Here is a 21868-nt window from a genome sequence, read left to right as displayed (position 1 = left end):
TGCCGATGCGGCCGGATTGGCGGTTGTTGAATATTCTTGATGGTGGTGGAGGACGGCATGGACGTTGGCGAACGCCTCAAGCTGGTGCGGTCCCGTCAGGGACTGTCGCAGCGCGAGCTGGCCAAGCGTGCGGGCGTGACCAACGCGACGATTTCGCTGATCGAACAAAACCGCGTCAGTCCGTCGGTCAGCTCGCTGAAAAAGGTTCTCGAAGGCATCCCCATGTCGCTGGCCGAGTTCTTCACCTTCGAGCTGCCTGCCGCGGCGCCAAGCTATGTGTATCGCAGCACCGAGCAGCCCGATCTGGGCCGGCCGGGAGTGCAGATGCACCTGATCGGCTCCGGCCAGCGCGACCGGCAGATCGGTCTGCTCCGCGAACGCTACGTGCCCGGCGCCGACACCGGCGAAACCATGCTGCAGCACGCGGGGCAGGAATGCGGCGTGGTGGTGTGCGGCGAAGTCGAGCTGACCGTCGACGGCCGGGTCCATCTGCTGCATCCCGGCGACGGCTACTACTTTCCCAGCACGCTGCCGCACCGTTTCCGCAACCCCGGCGCCGAGGCGGCAGAGATCGTCAGCGCCAGTTCGCCGCCCGTTTTCTAGTCCGCAGATCGACTGCACCGTCGATTGCACCGTTTCCGGAGAGCCGCATGCCCCGACTTACCCACCGTGACTGGCAGACACTGGCGACGACGCTGCGCATCGAAGGCCGGGCGTTCATCAATGGTCGCCACGTCGATGCCGCCCGCCGGTTCGATACCGTCAACCCGGCGACCCGCCAAGTGCTGGCCCAGGTTGCCGAATGCGGTACCGCCGAGATCGATGCCGCGGTGGCCGCGGCCCGGGCGGCGTTCGACGACGGTCGCTGGGCCGGCCGGTCGCCGGTTGAGCGCAAGACGGTGCTGCTGCGTTTCGCCGCGTTGTTGCGCGCCAATGCCGACGAGCTGGCCCTGCTCGAGAGCCTCGACACCGGCAAGCCGGTGGCCGATGCGCTGGGTGTCGACGTTGCCGCCGCCGCCTATACGGTCCAGTGGTGCGCCGAAGTGACCGACAAGGTCGGCGGCGAGGTCGCTCCGCTGGCCGGCAACCTGCTCGGCATGGTGATGCGCGAACCGGTCGGCGTCGTCGCGGCGGTGGTGCCGTGGAATTTTCCGCTGCTGATGGCCAGCTGGAAGTTCGCACCGGCGCTGGCCGCCGGCAATTCGGTCGTGCTCAAGCCGTCGGAGAAGTCGCCGCTGAGCGCGATCCGCATTGCCGCGCTGGCGCAGGAGGCGGGCATTCCGGACGGCGTGTTCAACGTCGTTCCGGGCGGCGGCGAGGCCGGCAGGCTGCTGGGGTTGCACAGGGAGGTCGACTGCATCAGCTTCACCGGGTCGACCGCGACCGGCCGGCAGATCATGCAGTACGCGGCACAATCGAACCTCAAGCGCGTCTGGCTCGAACTCGGCGGCAAATCGCCGAACATCGTCCTTGCCGACTGCCCCGATCTGCAGGCGGCCGCGCGCGCCGCTGCCGGCGGCGTGTTCTACAACCAGGGCGAAATGTGCTCGGCCGGTTCGCGCGTGCTGGTGCAGCGCGATCTCTACCCGGCCTTCGTCGAAGCGCTGACCATTGCCAGCCGTGATTACGTGCCCGGCGATCCGCTCGACCCGGCGACGCGGATGGGCGCCATCGTCGACGAGATCCAGTACCGGCGCGTCCTCGATTACATCGCCGCCGGGCGGATCGAATCGACGCTGCTTGCCGGCGGCGAGCCCCTGCATGCCGAGACCGGCCTGTTCATCGAACCGACGATCTTCGCCACCGAGGCACACCACCGGCTGGCGCGCGAGGAAATCTTCGGCCCGGTGTGCTCGGTGATCGTCTTCGACACGCTGGCCGAGGCCATTGCCATCGCCAACGACAGCGACTACGGCCTCGCTGCGGCGGTGTGGACGCGCGACCTGAGTACCGCACATCTGGCGGCGCGGCAGCTGCGCGCCGGTACCGTCTGGGTCAACTGCTACGAGGAAGGCGGCGACCAGAACCTGCCGTTCGGCGGGTACAAGCAGTCCGGCAACGGCCGCGACAAATCGCTGCACGCGCTGGAGAAGTACACCGAACTCAAGTCGACGCTGATCAAGCTGCACGATTGAGGGCGGCAACGCCGCCGCCCGTACGCATGTCTTACTGACGCATCCCCCGGCGCTGCCGGCGTGTGCCGGACTGATGGAACATTTTTTGCTAAAGCCGTTGACAGCAACGAAGGGCTGAAATATACTGGCTTCTCTGTCGCGGGATGGAGCAGTTGGCAGCTCGTCGGGCTCATAACCCGAAGGTCACAGGTTCGAGTCCTGTTCCCGCAACCAGAATACTCGACAAAAAGCCCAAGCAAACGCTTGGGCTTTTTGCTTTCCGGCACCCGCCGGCGCAAGGCCGGCATGCTGCGATCACCTTTGCCGCGGCAGCACCCAGTCCGGGCGAGGAAAGTGGCAGGTGTAGCCGTTCGGGAAGCGTTCGAGGTAGTCCTGGTGCTCGGGTTCGGCCTCCCAGAAGTCGCCGGCGGGGGCGACTTCGGTGACGGCCTTGCCGGGCCACAGGCCCGAGGCGTCGACATCGGCGATCGTCGCCAGCGCCTCGGCGCGCTGGGCGTCGCCGATATAGAAGATCGCCGAGCGGTACGACGTGCCGCGGTCGTTGCCTTGGCGGTTCGGCGTGCTCGGGTCGTGGATCTGGAAGAAGAATTCGAGCAGCCGGCGATAGCTGATCTTTTCCGGATCGAAGACGATCTCGATCGCTTCGGCATGGGTGCCATGGTTGCGGTAGGTTGCGTTGGCGACGTTGCCGCCACTGTAGCCGACCCGGGTTGCGGTCACGCCCGGCAGCTTGCGGATCAGGTCCTGCATGCCCCAGAAGCAGCCGCCGGCCAGAATTGCGGTCTCCGACATCAGATGTCCTCCACTTGATCCAGATAATCGCCGTAGCCCTGGGCGACCATGTCCTCGCGCGGCACGAAGTGCAGCGAGGCCGAGTTGATGCAGTAACGCAGCCCGCCACGGTCGCGCGGGCCGTCCTCGAACACGTGGCCGAGGTGGCTGTCGCCGTGGGCCGAACGCACCTCGGTACGGATCATGCCGTGGCTGGTGTCGCGCAGTTCGGTGACGTTGGCAATCGGTCGGGTGAAGCTGGGCCAGCCGCAGCCGGATTCGAACTTGTCCGACGAGGCGAACAGCGGCTCGCCCGAGACCACGTCGACGTAGATCCCGGCCCGGTGGTTGTGCAGATATTCGCCGGTGCCGGGTCGTTCGGTGCCGTTCTGCTGGGTCACACGGAACTGTTCGGGCGTCAGCCGTGCCAGCGCTTCCGGGGTCTTGCGGTACATGGCCATCCTCCTAGCGTTGAAGACGAGTATGTGGGGGCCGTGGCGGATTCGACAATGCCCGCACCCAGCATAGTCGGCACCCGCTGCAAAACATGACGGCTCACATCAGCTTGAACTGGTGCGCATAACTGCGCGACAACGGCAGCACCGCGTCGTGCAGCTTCAGGTGCACCTGCTGCCGGCCGAGCAGGTCGCGCTGGATGTGGGCGACGGCACCGAGGTTGACGATGATGCCGCGGTGGATCTGGGCAAAGCGTGCCGGATCGAGCTGGAGCAGCAACTCCTTCAGCGGCGTGCGGATCAGGTGCCGTTCGCTGCGGGTGACCACGTCGGTGTATTTCTGGCTGGCCTCGAAGTACAGCACCTCGTCGAGCGCGACCAGCCGGGTGGTGTCGCCGTGGCCGACGGTCAGCCAGGACAGTGCCGGTGCCGTGGCCCTGGGGGCGAGTGCCGCCAGCGCGGCGGCAAGGTCGGGTGGTGCGGCGGTCTGACGCTGCAGCCGGCCCACGCATTGCGCCAGCCGGGCGTCGGTGACCGGCTTGAGCAGGTAGTCGATCGCGGCGTGCTCGAACGCGTGCAGTGCGTATTCGTCGTAGGCGGTGACGAAGACGACGCGGGTGTCGCGCGCCGCCTGTGCCACCTGCAGGCCCGTGAGTCCGGGCATGCGGATGTCGAGAAAGGCCAGGTCCGGGCGCCGGGCATGCAGCGCGGCAACGGCCTCGACGCCGTTGGCGGCGATGGCCACGATGTCGAGCCCGGGCCAGAGCGCCCGCAAGCGCTCGGCCAGATTGGCGGCGAGCAGCGGTTCGTCGTCGGCGATCAACGCGGTCGTCATGCGTGTTCCTCCTCCCTGTGCAGCGGCAGCATCAGCTCGGCGATCACGCCCCGCGGCGAATTCGGGTACAGCGCCAGCCGGCCCTGTTCGCCGTACAGGCTGGCGAGGCGCTGTCGCACGTTCGCGAGGCCGACACCGTCGCCATTGGCTTCGGCGGTGAAACCCAGCCCGGTGTCGGTGACGCTGAGCCGCAACAGCCCTTCGGCGCTCACCTCGGCGCGGACGACGATCTCGCCGCCGTCGATCGCGGCCTCGATGCCGTGCTCGAGTGCGTTTTCGACCAGCGGTTGCAGCAGCAGCGGCGGCAATACGGCGTCGTGCAGCGTCTCCGCCACGTCGACACGGTAGCGCAGCCGCGCCTGCAGCCGGATCGCCGCAATCGCCAGCAGTGGTTCGACGATCTGCAGCTCGTCGGCGAGCCGTGCGCGCGGCCGGCGGGTACGGCCGAGACTGGCACGCAGATAGCCGTTCAGGTGATCGAGCATGGTCTGCGCCAGCGGCGGGTTCGCGACGATCAGGCTGCGGACGTTGGCCAGCGTGTTGAACAGGAAGTGCGGTTCGATCTGCGCCTGCAGCAGGGCCAGTTGCGCCGCGGTTTCGGACTGGCGCGCGTCGGCGCTGCGACGCTGTTCGGCGGCCAGCTCGGCACGGAAATTGAGCGCGCGGAAATACAGCACGATCACCACGGTCGCGGTGCCGGCCAGCAGCAGGCAACTGACGATCAGCCGCCAGTTGGCGAGCGGGTCGGCCAGCCGGCCGCTGATGTCGGCGACACCGAACAGCGCGGCCAGCTTGAAACCGCCCCAGATGCCGACGGGCACCGCAATGACGTGGCCGAGCAGTTTGGGCAGGCCCAGCCAGCTCAGCAGCTCGTACTGGGCCCAGATCAGCACGCCGATGGCGTTGGCGATCACCACATTGTCGAACAGGCTGCCCGGGCCGCCGAGCGTGGTCAGCAGCAATGCGACGACCTGATTGACGACGAACAGCAGCGCCAGCTCGTGGCGCAGCGGCCGGTTGAATTCGCAATGGCGACGGAAGACGGGCATGGGATCAGAAATAATGGGTCAGCAGGGCCTGCCAGATCTGCCGCTGCGGCAGACCGCCGTAGTTGCTGCGGGCGTCACCGGCATCGTACTGCCATTGCAGCGCGATGTCGGTGCTGTCGCCGCGCCAGCGCGTTTCCAGCCACGACAGCCGGCTGTCGTCGATCAGGTCCTGACGGACGAAACCGCTGAGGTCGACGCGCGGGATCAGTGCGTCCTGCCATTGCGCGTACAGCATTGCAGCGTGGCGGGTGGTCAGGTCCTGGCGTTGTGCCGCCCGTTGCCGGTAGCCGAGGTAAGGGCCGACCGGACCGGTGCGCAGCGCGCTCCAGCCGGCGTCGTCGAGTGCGGCGCCGTCGTACTGGTATTCGAGCGTCAGCGTCAGCTTGGTCGCGGCGGTCCAGCTCAGCCCGGTGGCAACGGCGTTGCGGAACGCGCTGTCGTCGACACCGGCGACACGCCCGGCAACGCTCGGTTGGCGGCCTCCGGCCCATTCGACGTAGACGATGGTCGCGTCGCCGAGCAGCACGCTCCAGTTCAGCCCGAGCTGGGTGGTGTCGCTGTCGTGGTACAGCAGCCATTGCGGGTTGAGGTTGTCGCAGCCGCTTGCACACAGGGACTGGCTGAGCGTCAGCAGCCAGCGGTCCTGCGGGTTGCTGGCGCCGAGGTCGAGGCTGAACGCGTCGTCGCTGGGCGTATCGGCGAGCTTGGGCGAATACATCGCCGTCAGCGACCCGCCGTCCCACAGCGTCTGGCCGCGCAGCATCACGCTGCCGAGGCGGTTCTCGCGCAGGCTGGCCGGGTTGACCGAGGTGACCGAGCGCAAGGCGCCGACCTTGAAGAAGTCGGTCGGGTTGTAGCCGAAGCCGGCGCCGTAGCGGGTGTTGATCCGGCCCAGATCGAAGAGCAGGTCGGTGTCCGGCTGCCAGCCCAGATAGGCCTCTTTCAGCGTGTTGATGCTGGTCTGGTGGCCGCCGCTGCTGCGCAGGTCGAGCCGGTCGGCGAGCACGAAGCGCCAGTCGTCGTGAAAACGCCGGTCGATCCGGCCGTCGAGCGACAGCCGTGCTTCGGCAGGCTGGTCGTTGAAGCGGTACTGTGCGTCGGCACCGGCCAGCTCCGCGAGAAAACGCCAGTCGCGGGCCGCTTCGACCCGGTCGGCGGTCCGGTCGGCCAGTTGCAGCGCCGCGTCGTCGTCGGCCATGGCGGCAGCCGGGAGAAGGGCACCCAACGCGACGAGCAGCCACGGTCCCGGATGCTTCATTGCGGCTTGAACCTCGGCAGGAAGTCGCGCTGCAGCCAGCTCTCCGGAACGTCGCGCCAGGCGTAGCCGGAAAAGCGCATCACGGTGACCCAGTTCGGGTCGAGGCCGTCGATGATCACCGTCTCGGTCGGCCGGTTGGTGCCGAGCTGCGACTGGTAGCGGCGGTAATACGCGGTCTTGAGCAGGCTGCCGCTCTCGGCGTAAAAGCGCGCCTTCACCGGCTGCTTGTTCGCCGCATCGATCCACATCTCGATCCGGTGGTAGGTGACGTCGGGCGTCTTCGCCTTCAGCTCGAGCCTGTACGTGTGGCGCTGCTGCTTGTCGCCGTCGCTGACGTCCTCCTCGGCGGCGACGCTGGCGCTGTAGTCGCCGGCCAGGTTGACGGTGACGACATCGCCGTTGGCCGCCTGGCCGAGCAGGCGCTGTTGCGGCGAGATGCGGATCGTCGCCTTGCTGGCCGGATCGTAGAACCACAGGTCGTTGCCGCTCTTGAGCATCAGCTTGTCGGCGTCGCGCGCCGGCGCGACGAAGCGCAACAGGCTGCGGAACTGGCCGCTGTTCGCATCGGCCCGCGAATACACGGCCAGCGTACTGGTATCGGTCTGCTTGCCGTTGCGGTATTCGACCAGCGTCGTCGTCAGCCCGAACGGCTTGTCCGGATTGCGGACGGCGTCGCTGGCGGCGAGCAGGGCCTGCGCGTCGACGGCCAGCGCCGGCGCTGCCAGCAGGCCGCCGAGCAGGACCGGAAGCAGGTAGCGCAGGTTACTTCGCATGGTGGCAGCCGTAGTGCGGCCGGAGCAGCCGGAATGCGCCGAAGGCGACCAGCAGCAGCGGCCAGCCGGCGTGCAGCACGGCATCCAGTTGCGGCAGCACGCCGAGATTGCGCAGGAACAGGGCGGTGCCGATGACGATCAGCAGGACGGGAACGAACAGGCGGAACATGGCGTTTCTCCTAGGTGACGATGGCGGTCAGACATGGCGCAGCGCGTCGACGATTTCGAGTCTGGCGGCCCGCCTTGCCGGCCACCACGCCGAGACTGCGGCGATCAGGCTCAGGCCGATCGCGGTCAGCACGATCATGCGCGGCTCGCCCCAGACGCGGACGGTCAGCGGCACCGGTTCGACATTGCCCGGCGGCAGCCAGGTCAGGCCGGCGTGGTTGATCAGCCAGGCCAGCGCCAGCGCGACCAGCACGCCGAGACCGCTGCCGACGAGGCCGAGCAGCAGGCCCTCGAGCACGAACAGCCGCCGCACGCCGCCCCGGCGCAGGCCGATGGCGCGCAAGGTGCCGATCTCGGTGGTGCGTTCGATCACCGCCATGCTCATCGTGTTGCCGACGGTGAACAGCACGATCACGCCGATCAGGAGCGCGATGAAGCCGAAAATCGCGCCGAACATGCCGACGATCTGGCCGTAGCTCGGGTTCAGCGTCGCGAAGTCGAGCACCGCCAGCGGCTGGTCCGGTGCCAGCTGCCTGAGCACGGTGGTCAGCCTTTGCTGCGCGGCCGGCAGGTCGGCCGTATGCTTCAGCTGCACGACGATCGCCGTCGCTTTCGGTGCGTCGGCACCGTAGATCAGCCGTTGCGCCGCACCGAAATGCAGCTGCACGTACAGGTCGTCGAGTTCCTTCACCCCCTGCGCCTCGGCGGCGACGACGTCGAGCCGGGCGACGTTCGGTGCGCCGTGGGCGTTGGCGGCGAGCAGTTCGACCTGGTTGGCCGCGCGCGGCGATCCGGTGTCCGATGCCCCGCCAGTGTCGGCGGAGAGTGCGGCGATGTCGGCCGGTGCGTCGGCGCCGTCCTGTTTCGCCGGTTGCGGCGACGGGCAGTTGGCGACCTTGAGCGGCCCGCACAGCTGCAGCACGCGGGCGACGCCGCGGCCGATGACCGCCGCCTGTTCGGGCGTGCCGGTGAGCTTGAGCGTTTTCGGCGTCAGCACGAAGCCGTAGTCGTTCCAGCGCCGCATCACGTTCTGGTCGTCGATGACGACGCCGTTGCCGATCACCGTGCGCGATACGCCGGCGGCGTAGTTGCCGGCAATGCCGCCGAGGCTCAGCGTCGGCGTCACCACGGTGACCAGCGGTGCCAGCACCGGGTCGGCCTTGATCGCCGCGATCAGCCTGCCGTAGTCGGCGATGCCGTAGGCCGCCGGGTTGCCGGTGCCGAACAGGAAGTAGTCCTTGTGCTGCACCTGCAGGTGGCCGCTGCGCTGGACGAAGCCGGTCTGCAGGCCGAGGTCGATATTGCGGGCATAGCCGCCGAACAGCAGGATGGCGATGGCGCCGACGATCATCGCGAACAGCGTGGTGATCGAGCGGCGGCGGTTGCGGGCCAGATTGCGCGCCGCCAGTTGCAATGTGTTCATCTGTGGTCTCGTCGGCAATCAGAGGGCAAACAGGGTGTGGTGCAGCCAGCGGTCCGGGCCGAAGACCGCGAACAGCCCGGCAACGATGGTGCCGATGTAGGCGCCGATCACGTAGCGGCGGTGCGCGGCGATGTGGCCGGCGCGTACCCGGACGATCGCGGCCCACAAGCACCACAGCACCCACAGCGACAGCAGGTGGATGGGGCCGAAGCCGAAGGCCCGGCCGGGCGCGGCACCCAGACCGAACGACGACAGCGCGACGACCAGCATCGCCAGCACCCAGCTGCGTCCGAGCCAGCGGTGCCGGTCACCGCCCTTGGGTAGCGCCAGCTGCACGCCGCCGGCAAGCATCGCCCAGCTGGCGGTGACGAGATGGAGCCCGCCGATCGGGGTCAGGATCGCGCTCATGCCGCGGCCCCCTGCAGGTTGCGCACGACCCGGGTAATCACGCCGTCGCGGATGTGCACGGCGTCGTCGGCCTGCGCCAGCACCTGCGGGTCGTGCGACGAGAACACGAAGCTGGCCTGATAGTCGCGCTGCATCTGCCGCATCAGCGCGAGGATCGCCGCGCCGGTATGGCTGTCGAGGTTGGCGGTCGGTTCGTCGGCGAGCACCAGCCGCGGGCTGGTCGCCAGCGCCCGGGCGATCGCGACGCGCTGGCGCTGGCCGCCCGAGAGCTGGTTCGGCCGGCTGGCGGCCTTGTCGGCGAGGCCCACGGCCGAGAGCAGTTCGTCGACGCGGCGACGGCGCTCGGGCTTCGCTGCGCCGGTCAGCAGCAGCGGGTACTCGACGTTCTCGAACGCCGTCAGCACCGGCAGCAGGTTGAAGTTCTGGAACACGAAGCCGAGCCGGCGGGCACGGAAATCGGACAGCGCGTCGTCGTCGAGCTGCGCCAGATCCTGGCCGTCGATGACCACCCGGCCGTCATCGGGCCGGTCGATGCCGCCGATCAGGTTCAGCAGCGTGGTCTTGCCGCTGCCCGACGGTCCGGACAGCACGGTGAAACGGTTGGGGTGGATCTCGAGATCGATGCCGGTCAGCGCGGGGATGTCGACCTGACCGAGCCGGTAGCGCTTGCCGACGCCATGCAGCACAACGGGATTCATCACGGTTCTCGCAGCGGTGGATTGGCTTCAATCTAAACGCTGGGCGACGGGATTACATTGTCATGTGACCGGCCGCCGCCGGCTGCGACGAAATGCGGCCGGCGGCGACGGGTTGCCCGGGCGCCGCTGGCGCAAAGCCGGAGACAATCACGGTCAGCCGGCCTGCAGCGCTTCCCGATCCAGCAGCGCTTCCTTGCGCGCCAGTCCCCAGCGGTAACCGCCCAGACCGCCGTCGCTGCGCACGACCCGGTGGCAGGGGATCGCCACCGCAAGCGGGTTGGTGCCGCAGGCGTTGGCGACGGCGCGCACCGCCGCCGGCTGGCCGATGCGCTCGGCGATCTCGGCATAGGTGGCCGTGTCGCCGGGCGGAATCGCCCGCAGTGCCTGCCACACGCGCTGCTGGAAGGCGCTGCCGCGGATGTCCAGCGGCAGGCTGGCGCCGATTTCCGGCGCGTCGATCAGGCCGACGACGCGCGCCATCCAGCCCTCGAATTCGGCGTCGCCGCCGATCAGCGTGGCTTTGGGAAACACATCCTGCAATCGCTGCAGCAGGGTGTCGGCGTCGTCGCCGAGTTCGATCCGGCAGATGCCGGCACCGGTGGCGGCGACCAGCAGCGCGCCGAGCGAGCACTGGCCGATGCCGAAGCGGATCTCCTCGCCGCTGCCACCGGCGCGGAACCGCTGCGGCGCCATGCCGAGCGTGGCTTCGGCACCGGCGTAGAAACGGCTGGTGGCGTTGAAGCCGGCGTCGAACACGGCGTCGGTGACCGATCGGCCGGCCGCCAGCGCGGCCTGGACCCGGCGGGTGCGCTGCGCGGCGGCGTAGGCCTTCGGCGTGACGCCGGTCAGCGCCTTGAACTGCCGGTGGAAGTGCCACGGACTCAGGCCCGCTACTGCCGCCAGCTCGGCCAGCGGCGGCGGCGTTTCGGCAGCATCGATCTGCCGGCAGGCGGCGGCAATCAGGGTTTCGATGGCGGACGACACGTTGGCGGACATGGGGGGCTCCGGGGCGGATACGACGCTTATAGCATCGCGCGGCCGGGTGCTGCGCGCTTCCCGGTTCTTGCGGCCGGATCGCGGCCAAAGAAAAACCCGTCCGGAGACGGGTCTGAAAGCAGTGCGGGGTTGTTAACTGCTTGTTGTTCAGCGGCGCGCTGCGTCGGCCAGCCGGCGGGCGGCGTCGGCGGCGCTCATCCGGTCATCCTTCCAGTACGCCTCGATCACGTCGAAGAAGCCGAGGCGGACGTTGTCCTGCATCGCCATGTTGTGGGCCCACGACGGCACCAGCACGCCCGACTGCGCAGCGCTGGCAAAGTCGCGTGCCGACTGGCGCGAGTAGTCGTCGAAGCGGCCGAGGTCGACGTCGGTGCGCGCCGGAATGTTGCCCTTGTGGAAGTTGAACGCTTCCTGGCCTTCGCGGCTCATCAAGAGCGACACGAAGTCGCGCTGCGCGGCGGCGCGGCGCGGGTCGGTCTGCTTGAACATCGTCAGCGTGTCGGCGGCGAAGCACCAGTCGCCGCTGTTGGTCGGCGCCGGCCAGCACAGGTAGTCGGTCCCCTGTACCTTGCCGCCCTGGGTGAACTCGCTCTTGGCCCAGTCGCCCATCAGCTGCATCGCGGCGCGGCCGTTCATGACGTCGGCAGTGGCAAGGTTCCAGTCGCGGCCGACCGAATCCGGCGTGATGTACGGTTTGAGGCGCTTCAGCGTTTCCAGCGCGGTGATCATCTGCGAGCCGGTCAGCGCGCTCGGGTCGAGCTTGCTGAACGCCGACAGGTAGAACGGCGTACCGCCGGTGCCGAGCGCGACGGCTTCGAACACGGTGCCGACCTGCCAGCTCTGTTCCGAGTGCGCCAGTGCCGGGATGCCGGCGGCCTTGAGCTTGTCGGCCATCGCGAAGAAGTCGTTCCACGTGCGCGGCGCGGTCAGGCCGAGGCGTTTGACGATGCCGGCGTTGACCCAGAGCATGTTGGTGCGGGCGACGCCGAGCGGCACGGCGACATAGCGGCCGTCGTGCTGGATCATCGCGTCGAATACCGCCGGCAGCGAGCTGGACCAGCGTTCGTCGCGGGCGACGCCGGTCAGGTCGGCGCAGACGCCGTCGCGCGCCCAGTTCTGGATCTTCACGCCACCGATGGCCGCCGCAGTCGGCGCGTCGCCCTGGCTGATGCGGCGTTGCAGCGTTTCGGTCGGGTTGGCGCCGCCGCTGGCGTCCTTCCAGTGGTGGCCCTGTGCGTTGAGCAGCGCCTTGATTTCGGACACCGCGCGGGCTTCGCTCGACGCCATCCAGCCGTGCTGGACTTCGATGTCGGCCAGCTGGAAGCGGCCGACGATCTCGAGCACCTTGGCCGCACGTTCGTCGAGCGCGGTCAGCGACTGGCTGGCGTTGTGCAGCGCCGAGTCGGTCGCCTGCGCCATGCTGTTGATCTGCTCGGCCGACTGCGCCATCGTCGTCGTGGCCGACGACTGTTCGCGCGTCGCGTCGGCGATCTCGCGCACCACGTCGACGACGTGGTTCATCCGTTCGGCGATCTGCAGCATGTGGCTGCGGGCTTCGCCGGCACGCTCGACGCTCTGGCCGACGCGCTGCGAGGTGTAGGCCATGTTGTCGACGGCGCTCTGGGTTTCCTTGCCGACGGTTTCGATGCGCTTGGCGATCTCGATCGTCGCCTGGCCGGTGCGTTCGGCCAGCTTGCGCACTTCGTCGGCGACCACGGCGAAGCCGCGGCCGGCTTCACCGGCGCGGGCTGCTTCGATTGCGGCGTTCAGCGCCAGCAGATTGGTCTGGTCGGCGATGTCGCGGATCACGCCGATGATGCTGCCGATTTCCTGCGAGCTCTTCGACAGGCCGTTCATGGTCGTGCCGAGCGAGGCCATCGCTTCGGCGACGTGGCCGACTTCCTCGGTCACGCGCTCGACCGCGTGGGCGCTGTCGGCTGACTGCCGGCTGGTGTCGGCGACGGTGGTGTCGACGTCGTTGGCGTGTTCGGCAATGTGGTTGATGCTGACGGTGATTTCCTCGACCGTCGCCGCCGACGACGCGGCGAAGTCGGACTGCGTCCGGGTGTCCTTGGCCATCTGGCCGGTCAGCGCGGTCAGCTCGTGCAGGCTGATCGCCAGCGCTTCCATCTCGCGTTGCGCTTCGCGCAGCGCGTTCTGCTGGCGGGTGACGAACTGGTTGAACGCCGCGGCAATCTCGCCCGCGTCGCCGGCGCCCTCGGGCGCACGAACCGACAGGTCGCCGTCGCGGTTCAGCGCGGTCAGCGCATCGCGCAGGCCGGCGACCGGGTTGAGCATGCTGCGGGCAAGCCAGAAGGTGACGCCGCCGAGTGCGGCGAGTGCGACGACGGCAATCGTCCAGGCGATGCCGTCCGGCTGGCTGCCGCCGGCAATGCTTTGATAGCCGAGCAGGATGCCGAACCCGGCGATCCCGATGGCGCTGGCGACGCCGGCAATGCGTTGGCACATCGACATGGTGCTTCCTCCCATTCGTCCTTCACCGGACGAATATCAATCTCTGCTTATGCGATTCATTCTAACCCTGTGTTTTGCCGTGGCGCTCAAGGATGTAAGCAATGTTGCGAGAATGTGACCTTGATCTAACTCAAACAGCATAAAAGCGCCGAAATGGTGCGCATTTTGTAAGATTTTTGAAATTAATGCCGCAAAATCAAGACCCTGCACCGGCTTGGCCGTGGCGATCGCAGGGCGGGCGGCATAAAATCCCTGCTCGCCCACACCAGGACTGCCGATGACTGCGCCGGTGATTGTCTCGCTGCTCGACACCGATCTGTACAAGTTCACCATGATGCAGGAGATCCTCCATCATCAGCCGGAAACCCGTGCCGAGTACGGTTTCAAGTGCCGCAACGTGCCCGAAGTGCCGCTGTCGCGCTTCAAGGCCGAGATCGATGCCGAGCTCGACCACCTGTGCACGCTGCGCTTTGCCGAGGACGAGCTGGCCTTTCTCGGTGCGCTGCGCTTCATCAAGGCCGACTTCATCGATTTCCTGCGGCTGTTCCAGCTGCAGCGGCATTTCATCACCGTTTCGGTGCCCGACGGCGATGCGGACGGGCTGGCGATCTCGATCAAGGGGCCGATGCTCCATTGCATGCTGTTCGAGATCTACTGTCTGGCTATCGTCAACGAGGTGTATTTCCGCCATGTCGATCCGGTGGCGGCGCTGGCGGTCGGGCGGGCGCACCTTGCCGCCAAGCTGGCGCTGCTGGGCGAATTCGCCCGCCAGCCGGCGCAGCGTTCCGATTTCGTGTTCTACGACTTCGGTACCCGGCGGCGCTTTTCGCGCGCCTGGCACGAGGAAGTGGTCGCCACGCTGGCGCGCGAGGCGCAGCCGTACTTCCGCGGCACCAGCAACGTGCTGCTGGCCAAGCGCCACGGGCTCACGCCGATCGGCACCATGGCGCACGAATACCTGCAGGCCTTCCAGTCCTTCGGGTCGAGGCTGCGCGATTTCCAGCGCAATGCGCTCGAACACTGGGTGCACGAGTACCGCGGCGACCTCGGCATCGCACTGACCGATGTCGTCGGCACCGATGCCTTCCTGCGCGATTTCGACCTGTACTTCTGCAAGCTGTTCGACGGACTGCGGCACGATTCCGGCGACCCGTTCGTCTGGGGCGAGAAGGCGATCGCCCACTACCGGAAGATGAAGATCGACCCGTGGACCAAGCAGCTGGTGTTCAGCGACGGGCTGGACCTGCCGCGCGCCTTTGCGCTGTACCGGCACTTTGCCGACCGCGCGCTGACGAGTTTCGGCATCGGCACCGACCTGTCCAACGACTGCGGCCACACGCCGCTGCAGATCGTCATCAAGCTGCTGTACTGCAACGGCCAGCCGGTTGCCAAGGTCAGCGACAGCCCGGGCAAGGGCATGTGCGAGGACGTGAATTTCCTCAACTATCTGGGCGACGTGTTCAGCCTGCCCGGCCGCGGCCAGTAGGACCGCTGCCGGCGGCCGGACTCCTGCGGTCGTGGCCGGTGCCTCGCGCGCTATCCATGCCGTTCCGCCGCCGTGTTACCGTTCGCATTTTCCTGCCTTGCCGACCGGCGCTTCGCGCGCCTGCCCCATGCCTGCCCCGATCAAGCCACGTTCCGTTCCCGTCCCGACCTTCGGTCTGGCCCGCACCTTGTCCAAGCTCGGCTTCTGCTCGCGCAGCCAGGCCGAAGCGCTGGTGCTCGAGAAGCGGGTCTCGGTGAACCGCAGGATCGTCACCGACCCCGAGCAGCGCGTGCGTGCCGACGACGAGTTGCGCGTCGACGGCCGGCAGGTCGCGGCCAGGCAGCACGTCTACCTGATGCTGAACAAGCCGCGCGGCCTTGTCACCACCGCGGCGGACGAGGCGGGCCGCGACACGGTCTACCGGTGTTTCGAGGGTGCCGCGCTGCCTTGGCTCGGCCCGGTCGGCCGGCTCGACAAGGCCAGCGAGGGGCTGCTGCTGTTCAGCAACGACACCGGCTGGGCGGCCGGACTGACCGATCCGGCGTCGCACCTCGACAAGACCTATCACGTGCAGATCGACCGGCTGCCGGACGAGGCGCTGCTGGCAGCGATGCGTGCCGGCATCGTCGACAAGGGCGAGAAGCTGGTCGCGAAACGTGTTGACGTGCTGCGCAGCGGCGAGAAGCACGCCTGGCTCGAGGTCGTGCTCGACGAAGGTCGGAACCGGCACATCCGGCGGTTGCTCGAGGCACATGGCGTCGGCACGCTGCGGCTGATGCGTGTCGCGATCGGCACACTGCAGCTGGGCGACACCGCCAAGGGCCGGTGGCGGATGCTGACCGAGGCCGAAGTGGCGATGCTGACCGTGTCAACCAAAGGCCGGCCGGCGCGTTAAGCGCTGACGAACACAGCGGGACGTTGTGTTGAGCAGAGTTGCGGGCGACCTACCGGGTCGCCCTTTTTTCGTCCGTACCGTGCGTGGAGGCTCAGCCGGCCAGATGCCCCAGGCCGTGACGGCCGAGCAGCAGTGCCGTGTCGTGCAGCGGCAGGCCGACGACACCGGTGAAGCTGCCGGCCAGGTCGGCGACGAACAGTCCGCCCAGCCCCTGGATGCCGTAGGCGCCGGCCTTGTCCATCGGCTCGCCGCTTTCCACATACCGGGCGATCTGCGCGTCGTTCAGCGTCATGAAGGTCACCCGGCTGGCCGAGACGATCACGTCGACGCCCGCGCCGGTGCGCAGCCCGACGCCGGTGAGCACGTCGTGCGTGGTGCCCGACAGCAGCTTCAGCATCCGTGTCGCATCGGCGGCATCGGCCGGCTTGCCGAGGATGGCGTTGCCGAGTGCGACCGTGGTGTCGGCCGCCAGTACCGGTCGCGGGGCGAGCCCCTGCGCCAGCATCGCCGCCCAGCCGGCCTCGGCCTTGGCTGCGGCCAGCCGCCGGACGTAATCGTGCGGGTTCTCGCCGTCGAGCGGGGTTTCGTCGATCTCGGCGCCGATGCGCTCGAACGTCACGCCGGTGTGGCCGAGGAGTTCACGGCGGCGCGGGCTGCCGGAGGCGAGGTAGAGGTCGGTCATGCGGTTCCTGAGGGCGGCGCGGGGGAGGTGCGGGCGGGCCGATGGTAGCAAACTTTCGAACGCAATTATATTTGAAAGTTAGAATGGGCTTCTCAATTGATGGATGATTCATTTCCGATAATTGGCAGGGCAATACCAATTGATGCCGAATGGCATTCGCCGGGTCGTGTACTAGAGTGGTTTTGCCGGGAATTGACCGGGCATTGTCCGGCCATTCGAACCGTGCATCTTGATTGACTCGATTGGAGATCGTCATGAGTGGCAGAATCACTTTCTGGGAAGGCAATGGCGCAACGCAGGATCAGGTCGGCAATACGCTGAGCGGTGGCCGGAGTTACAGTATCGACTGCAAGAACGGCGATCAGGGTTTCTCGAACGACGAGGCCCGGTCGATGAAGCTCGAAAGCATTCCGGGCATGACGCTGATCAAGGTTTACGACAGCCCGTCGGCCAGCGAAGGCGACGACTGGTCGAAGATCCTGATCAAGGGACCGATTTCCGGCACGGTTGTCGTGCCGAGCTTCAATAGCAGCGGCAATTACGACAACGGCAATGTCGTTGTTACGACGAAATACGTCAATGGCCTGGACGGCAAGATTTCCAGAATCATGATCGACTATCTGGAATAGCGGCGATTGGCCGATTGTGTCAGACAATTGCCGCGGCCGGATATTAAGTCCGGTCGCGGCTTTGCACGGGTCGATCCGGTTTGTACGGCGTTTTGTATGGGGCGCCAATTGCCCGCGGTATTCCGCGTGCCGATTCCGTGACCGGATGAACCGGATTGCTGTCGGCGTGCCTTATTCCCGGTGGTAGGGATGGTTGTGCAGGATCGAATAGGCGCGGTACAGCTGCTCGGCCAGCAGCACGCGCACCATGCCGTGCGGCAGCGTCATTGCCGACAATTGCAGCAACTGGTCGGCGCGCTGCTTGACGCTGGGGTCGAGGCCGTCGGTGCCGCCGATGATGAACACCGTGTCGCGGCCGTCGACGTGCCACGCCTTCATCTTCTCGGCCAGTGCCATCGTCGTCCAGTTGGCGCCGCGCTCGTCCATCGCCAGCACGCGCGCACCCTGCGGAATCGCGGCGAGGATGCGCTCGGCTTCCTCGGCCATCACCTGCTGCGGGGTCTTGCTGCCAGCGCGCTTGTCGGGCTTGAGTTCGACCAGCTGCAGCGCGAACTCGCGCGGCAGCCGCTTCTGGTATTCGCCGAATCCGTCCTCGATCCAGCCGGGCATCTTGTGGCCGACCGCGATGATGATGAGCTTCATGGCCGTGTTCCGCCGGTAAAATGGGCCGATTTTACGCCTTGCGAGTGCCCGCCGGTGAACCCTGCCAACGAACCGGCCGAAGCCGGACCGACTGCCCTGACCCCGCCCGATCCGTGGCAACCGGCCGTGCTGCACGCGGCGGCCGATTTCATCGTCGCCTACAAGCCGCCCGGCCTGCACTTTCACCGCGATGGTGACGTTCCCGGTCTGGTCGAGTGTGTTCGCGATCTGTATGGCGCGGCGCTGTGGCCGGTGCACCGGCTCGACGCGATCACTTCGGGGCTGATCGTGCTGGCGACTTCAAACGATGCGGCCAGCGCGTTCGGCGAGCGCTTTGCCGCGCGCGAGATGGACAAGCTGTATCTGGCATTGTCCGACCGCAAGCCGGCGAAGAAGCAGGGCGAGATCCGGGGCGGCATGGCCGCCGGGCGCGGCGGCAACTGGCGGCTGACGCGCGAGGATGCGCTGTTCGCCAGAACCCGCTTTGTCAGTGCCAGCGTCGTGCCCGGGCTGCGCCTGTTTGCGCTCAAGCCCTACACCGGCCGCACCCACCAGTTGCGCGTGGCGATGAAAAGCATCTCGGCGCCGATCCTCGGTGACAGCCGCTACGGCGGCAGCGCGGCCGACCGCGGCTATCTGCACGCCACGCTGCTCGGCTTCGACTGGGACGACGGCGCCCATGCCTTCTACTGTCTGCCCTGCGCCGGCGAGCTGTTCGTTTCGGACGCATGCCGCACCGCACAAGCTTCGCTGGGTACCTTACAGCGCATTGGGACCGACTAGGCCGGTTGTCAGCGACGAGCGTTTCGTCCTCCGCCTGCGCATATGCTCGCCGGCATGCCGCCGTACGAGCGGCGCCCAGACAAGAGGATGGAGACGATGCAATTCAACCGTATTGCGGCCGCGCTTGCGGTCGTCGCCACGGCGCAGGCCTATGCCGCCTACCCGGCATGGCAGGAAGGCCAGACTTACAGCGCCGGCACGTACGTGTCTTACAGCGGTAGCGACTATCAGGCGCTGGTGACCCATACCGCCTACGTGGGCGCCAACTGGAACCCGGCATCGACGCCGACCTTGTGGAAGAAGGTCGGCAGCGGCACGCCGACCCCGACGCCTGTGCCGACCCCGGCTCCGACCCCGACGCCTGCGCCGACCCCGGCTCCGACCCCTGCGCCAACCCCTGCGCCGACCCCGGCTCCGACGCCTGTACCGACGCCTGCACCGACCCCCGCGCCGACCCCCGCGCCGACCCCGGCCGGCAGCTGCACTGCCGCAGCCTGGAACGCCGGCACCGCCTACAACGGCGGTGCGACCGTGAGCTACAACGGCCGCAACTACTCGGCCAAGTGGTGGACGCAAGGCAACGTACCGTCGAGCAGCACCGGCGAAGGCCAGCCGTGGACCGATCTCGGCGCCTGCTCCGGCACGCCGACCCCTGCACCGACGCCTGCACCGACGCCTGCACCGACGCCGGCACCGACGCCTGCACCGACGCCTGCACCGACGCCTGCACCGACGCCTGCACCGACGCCCGCGCCGACGCCTGCACCGGCGTCGTACAAGCCGCAGGTGACTTTCATCGCCGCCCCGGCCGGTTATCCGACCGATGCGCAGTTCACCGCCGCCGAGAACGCGCTGGCGTCGCAAGCCGGTACCGATTCGGCCGCGATCGCCCGCATCCGTGCCGCGCTGGCCGTGCTGCCGGACTCCGAAGTCGAAGCCGTCGTGCCGGGCCGCGCCGCCAATCCGGCCAACGTCCAGCGTGTCGAGCGCGTACTCGGCGAAGCGAAGTTCGATTCGTTCTTCCCGGTGCGCAACGTCGCCTACACCTACGTGAACTTCCTCCGTGGCGTCGCCAAGTTCCCGGCGTACTGCGCGACCTACAGCGACGGCCGCGACAGCGATGCGATCTGCAAGAAGCTGCTGGCGACGTCGTTCGCCCACTTCGTCCAGGAAACCGGTGCCAACTGGCCGGCGCTGACCCCGGCGACCGCGCGCACCTACCCGGCGCAGAACAACCCGGTGCTGGCGACGATGGACCAGAACACCGCGATTCCGTCGTACAAGCAGGCGCTGTGGTACCTGCGCGAGAACGGCTACAACGAAGGCTCGGCGGTCGGCGCGTACCAGGACTGCTTCCGCGGTGCCGGCAGCTCGATCTTCTCGGTCTTCTATCCGTGCTCGCAGAACGCGTCGGGCCAGACGATCGACTATTTCGGCCGCGGTTCGAAGCAGCTGTCGTGGAACTACAACTACGGCCCGTTCAGCAAGTCGCTGTACGGTGACGTCAACGTGCTGCTCGACAATCCGGGCCGCGTTGCCGACACCTGGTTGAACTTCGCCTCGGCAATCTGGTTCGCGGTCTACCCGCAATCGCCGAAGCCGCCGATGACCTGGGTCGTCGACGGTACCTGGCAGCCGAACGCGGTCGACGTCGCCAACAACATGAGCCCGGGCTTCGGTGCCACGGTGTTCATCATCAACGGCGGGATCGAGTGCGGTGGCGGTGGTGCCGAGAAGTCGCAGGTGCAGAACCGGATCGCGGCGTACCGATCGTTTGCTTCGGAACTGGGCGTGCCGGTGCCGGCCAGCGAGCAGCTCGGTTGCGCGGCGATGAAGGGCTTCCAGTCGGGCTCGGCGGCGGCGACCAAGACCTACCTCGACAAGAACTGGGGCTACAACGCCAACAACCCGGGCGGCGTGTCGTGGGCGTGCCAGCTGGTCGACTACCAGATGCCGTTCTCGCTGGCCAACCCGGGCGACTACAAGCAGTGCGTCGACTACATGTTCCGTGGCCAGGTGAAGTACAACGGCCAGGTGGTGATCGACAACACCAAGTGATCCGCTGCGGCGGACGTGCAAACGGCGACCCTCGGGCCGCCGTTTTTCATTTGCAGTGCAGAACGGTCAGGCAGCGACCGGTGCACGCCGTGCCGCCAGCAGCCAGACCGCCAGCGCACTGGCGCTCAGCGCGGTGCCGAGCACGACGACGCCGGTCCAGCCGCTGTGCGCGTAGGCCCAGGCCGACAGCAGCGAGCCGCTGGCACCGCCGATGAAGTAGCAGGTCATGTATGCCGACGTCAGCCGGCTGCGCGCTTCCGGACGCAACCGGTAGATGGCGCTCTGGTTGCTGACGTGCACCGCCTGGACCGCCAGGTCGAGCACGAGGATGCCGATGATGAAGGCGATGACCGACGATTCGGCAAAGGCGATCGGCAACCACGACAGCAGCAGCAGTGCGAGTCCGTACAGCGTGGCGTGGTCGCCGCGACCGCGGTCGGCCAGTCGTCCGGCCTGCGTGGCGGCGAGCGCACCGGCGGCGCCGACGAGGCCGAACAGGCCGATGCTCACGTCGGAATAGTGATAGGGCGCACCCGACAGCAGGAAGGCCATCGGCGTCCAGAGCACGCTGAAGATCGTGAACGACAGCGCGCCGAGCAGTGCGCGCAGTCGCAGCACCGGTTCTTCGGCGAACAGCCGGAACACCGACGCGAGCAGCTGCGGGTAGGGCAGGGCCGCGTTCTCGTGGTGTTTGGGCAGCGCGCGCCACAGCGCCAGCGCCGTCAGCACCAAGAGCGGTGCGGCAACCCAGTACACGGTGCGCCAGCTGCCGATGCCGGCGAGCACGCCGGCGACGGTCCGCGCCAGCAGGATGCCGAGCAGCAGCCCGCTCATGATGGTGCCGACGACCCGGCCGCGCTGTTCGGGTGCCGCCAGTGTCGCCGCAAACGGCAGCAGCACCTGCGCCACCACCGAGAACAGCGCCGTCAGCGCGGTGCCGAACAGCACCATGCCGATGTGCTGCGCGCTGGCGGTAATCATCAGCCCGACCGCGCCGAGCAGGGTCATCGACACGATCAGTCCGCGCCGCTCGAGCAGGTCACCCAGCGGCACCAGCAGCACCAGGCCGATCGCGTAGCCGAGCTGGGCGGCGGTGACGATGAAGCCGGCAAGGCCGACCGATACGCCGAAGGTTTCCGACAGCGTGTGCAGCAGCGGCTGGGCGTAATAGTTGCTGGCGACGGCCAGGCCGGTGGCGAACGCCATCAGCGCGACCAGCCCCGGCGTCAGGCGGGCATGTGGGGTCATG

At 67.6% G+C, this 21868-nt stretch carries 22 protein-coding genes, 1 tRNA gene and 1 pseudogene; 8 read left to right on the top strand and 16 right to left on the bottom strand.

Going from position 1 to position 21868, the window contains the following annotated elements; all coding sequences use genetic code 11:
* Positions 1–57 precede the first annotated feature (57 nt).
* The 3 genes from IE097_RS16610 (at position 58) to IE097_RS16600 (ending at position 2348) form a co-directional block, all read left to right on the top strand.
* Positions 58–603 (top strand): cupin domain-containing protein, encoded by a 546-nt coding sequence (locus IE097_RS16610; protein ID WP_189461980.1) that lies wholly within the window; start codon positions 58–60, stop codon positions 601–603.
* A gap of 47 nt (positions 604–650) precedes the next feature.
* Complete coding sequence (locus IE097_RS16605) at positions 651–2135, top strand: aldehyde dehydrogenase (protein WP_189461979.1); 1485 nt, start codon at positions 651–653, stop codon at positions 2133–2135.
* 137 nt (positions 2136–2272) lie between these two features.
* A tRNA-Met gene (locus IE097_RS16600) sits at positions 2273–2348 on the top strand.
* A gap of 81 nt (positions 2349–2429) precedes the next feature.
* Here IE097_RS16600 and msrA read toward each other — a convergent pair.
* The 13 genes and pseudogenes from msrA to IE097_RS16535 form a co-directional block, all read right to left on the bottom strand.
* Entirely contained in the window at positions 2430–2927 is a 498-nt protein-coding gene (msrA, locus tag IE097_RS16595; protein ID WP_189461978.1) for a peptide-methionine (S)-S-oxide reductase MsrA, read from the bottom strand.
* Positions 2927–3364: pseudogene (msrB, locus tag IE097_RS16590) on the bottom strand (peptide-methionine (R)-S-oxide reductase MsrB); the annotation flags it as partial. The pseudogene msrB and the gene msrA, both read right to left, overlap by 1 nt.
* 97 nt (positions 3365–3461) lie before the next feature.
* Positions 3462–4196, bottom strand: coding sequence for a LytR/AlgR family response regulator transcription factor (locus IE097_RS16585; protein ID WP_189461976.1), 735 nt, complete (start codon positions 4194–4196; stop codon positions 3462–3464).
* On the bottom strand, positions 4193–5245 hold the full coding sequence (locus IE097_RS16580) for a sensor histidine kinase (RefSeq protein WP_189461975.1): 1053 nt from the start codon (positions 5243–5245) through the stop codon (positions 4193–4195). The genes IE097_RS16585 and IE097_RS16580 overlap by 4 nt, the downstream gene beginning before the upstream one ends.
* Positions 5246–5249: 4 nt before the next feature.
* Complete coding sequence (locus tag IE097_RS16575) at positions 5250–6503, bottom strand: hypothetical protein (protein ID WP_189461974.1); 1254 nt, start codon at positions 6501–6503, stop codon at positions 5250–5252.
* Positions 6500–7276: an outer membrane lipoprotein-sorting protein gene (locus tag IE097_RS16570; RefSeq protein WP_189461973.1), complete on the bottom strand. Its 777-nt coding sequence runs from the start codon at positions 7274–7276 to the stop codon at positions 6500–6502. Before IE097_RS16570 ends, IE097_RS16575 begins: the two co-directional genes overlap by 4 nt.
* Positions 7266–7445 carry a LiaI-LiaF-like domain-containing protein gene (locus IE097_RS16565; RefSeq protein WP_189461972.1) on the bottom strand — a complete coding sequence of 60 codons (180 nt, stop codon included), beginning with the start codon at positions 7443–7445 and terminating at the stop codon, positions 7266–7268. The genes IE097_RS16570 and IE097_RS16565 overlap by 11 nt, the downstream gene beginning before the upstream one ends.
* 27 nt (positions 7446–7472) lie before the next feature.
* Positions 7473–8867 carry an ABC transporter permease gene (locus IE097_RS16560; RefSeq protein WP_189461971.1) on the bottom strand — a complete coding sequence of 465 codons (1395 nt, stop codon included), beginning with the start codon at positions 8865–8867 and terminating at the stop codon, positions 7473–7475.
* An 18-nt stretch (positions 8868–8885) separates the two neighbouring features.
* Complete coding sequence (locus tag IE097_RS16555; RefSeq protein ID WP_189461970.1) at positions 8886–9275, bottom strand: DUF2306 domain-containing protein; 390 nt, start codon at positions 9273–9275, stop codon at positions 8886–8888.
* A complete protein-coding gene (locus IE097_RS16550) occupies positions 9272–9973 on the bottom strand; it encodes an ABC transporter ATP-binding protein (RefSeq protein ID WP_189461969.1) in 702 nt (233 codons plus the stop codon). Before IE097_RS16550 ends, IE097_RS16555 begins: the two co-directional genes overlap by 4 nt.
* Positions 9974–10126: 153 nt before the next feature.
* Positions 10127–10969 (bottom strand): methylated-DNA--[protein]-cysteine S-methyltransferase, encoded by an 843-nt coding sequence (locus IE097_RS16545; protein ID WP_189461968.1) that lies wholly within the window; start codon positions 10967–10969, stop codon positions 10127–10129.
* Between the two features lie 147 nt (positions 10970–11116).
* A complete protein-coding gene (locus tag IE097_RS16540; RefSeq protein ID WP_189461967.1) occupies positions 11117–13444 on the bottom strand; it encodes an extracellular solute-binding protein in 2328 nt (775 codons plus the stop codon).
* 36 nt (positions 13445–13480) lie between these two features.
* Positions 13481–13708 (bottom strand): hypothetical protein, encoded by a 228-nt coding sequence (locus IE097_RS16535; protein WP_189461966.1) that lies wholly within the window; start codon positions 13706–13708, stop codon positions 13481–13483.
* Positions 13709–13721: 13 nt separating this feature from the next.
* On the opposite strand from IE097_RS16535, the gene pncB reads away from it, so the two are divergent.
* Together pncB and IE097_RS16525 are read left to right on the top strand one after the other, a co-directional pair.
* The gene (pncB, locus tag IE097_RS16530; RefSeq protein ID WP_189461965.1) at positions 13722–14930 is read left to right on the top strand and encodes a nicotinate phosphoribosyltransferase; all 1209 of its coding nucleotides are present in this window, start codon (positions 13722–13724) and stop codon (positions 14928–14930) included.
* A 127-nt stretch (positions 14931–15057) separates the two neighbouring features.
* A complete protein-coding gene (locus IE097_RS16525) occupies positions 15058–15825 on the top strand; it encodes a pseudouridine synthase (protein ID WP_189461964.1) in 768 nt (255 codons plus the stop codon).
* 91 nt (positions 15826–15916) lie between these two features.
* On the opposite strand, the gene IE097_RS16520 is transcribed toward IE097_RS16525, so the two are convergent.
* The gene (locus tag IE097_RS16520) at positions 15917–16507 is read right to left on the bottom strand and encodes a Maf family protein (RefSeq protein ID WP_189461963.1); all 591 of its coding nucleotides are present in this window, start codon (positions 16505–16507) and stop codon (positions 15917–15919) included.
* 254 nt (positions 16508–16761) lie between these two features.
* On the opposite strand from IE097_RS16520, the gene IE097_RS16515 reads away from it, so the two are divergent.
* On the top strand, positions 16762–17136 hold the full coding sequence (locus IE097_RS16515) for a hypothetical protein (RefSeq protein ID WP_189461962.1): 375 nt from the start codon (positions 16762–16764) through the stop codon (positions 17134–17136).
* A gap of 171 nt (positions 17137–17307) precedes the next feature.
* On the opposite strand, the gene rlmH is transcribed toward IE097_RS16515, so the two are convergent.
* The gene (gene rlmH / locus IE097_RS16510; RefSeq protein ID WP_189461961.1) at positions 17308–17778 is read right to left on the bottom strand and encodes a 23S rRNA (pseudouridine(1915)-N(3))-methyltransferase RlmH; all 471 of its coding nucleotides are present in this window, start codon (positions 17776–17778) and stop codon (positions 17308–17310) included.
* A gap of 54 nt (positions 17779–17832) precedes the next feature.
* On the opposite strand from rlmH, the gene IE097_RS16505 reads away from it, so the two are divergent.
* Together IE097_RS16505 and IE097_RS16500 are read left to right on the top strand one after the other, a co-directional pair.
* Positions 17833–18561: a pseudouridine synthase gene (locus IE097_RS16505; protein WP_229797634.1), complete on the top strand. Its 729-nt coding sequence runs from the start codon at positions 17833–17835 to the stop codon at positions 18559–18561.
* Positions 18562–18657: 96 nt separating this feature from the next.
* Positions 18658–20619: a glycoside hydrolase family 19 protein gene (locus tag IE097_RS16500; RefSeq protein ID WP_229797633.1), complete on the top strand. Its 1962-nt coding sequence runs from the start codon at positions 18658–18660 to the stop codon at positions 20617–20619.
* 66 nt (positions 20620–20685) lie between these two features.
* Here IE097_RS16500 and IE097_RS16495 read toward each other — a convergent pair whose 3' ends face one another.
* Positions 20686–21867: an MFS transporter gene (locus tag IE097_RS16495; protein WP_229797632.1), complete on the bottom strand. Its 1182-nt coding sequence runs from the start codon at positions 21865–21867 to the stop codon at positions 20686–20688.
* Between the last annotated feature and the right edge of the window lies 1 nt (position 21868).

The organism is Jeongeupia chitinilytica (genome assembly GCF_014652315.1).
Classification (GTDB): Bacteria; Pseudomonadota; Gammaproteobacteria; order Burkholderiales; family Chitinibacteraceae; genus Jeongeupia; species Jeongeupia chitinilytica.
This window is presented reverse-complemented; position numbering and strand designations above follow the sequence as displayed.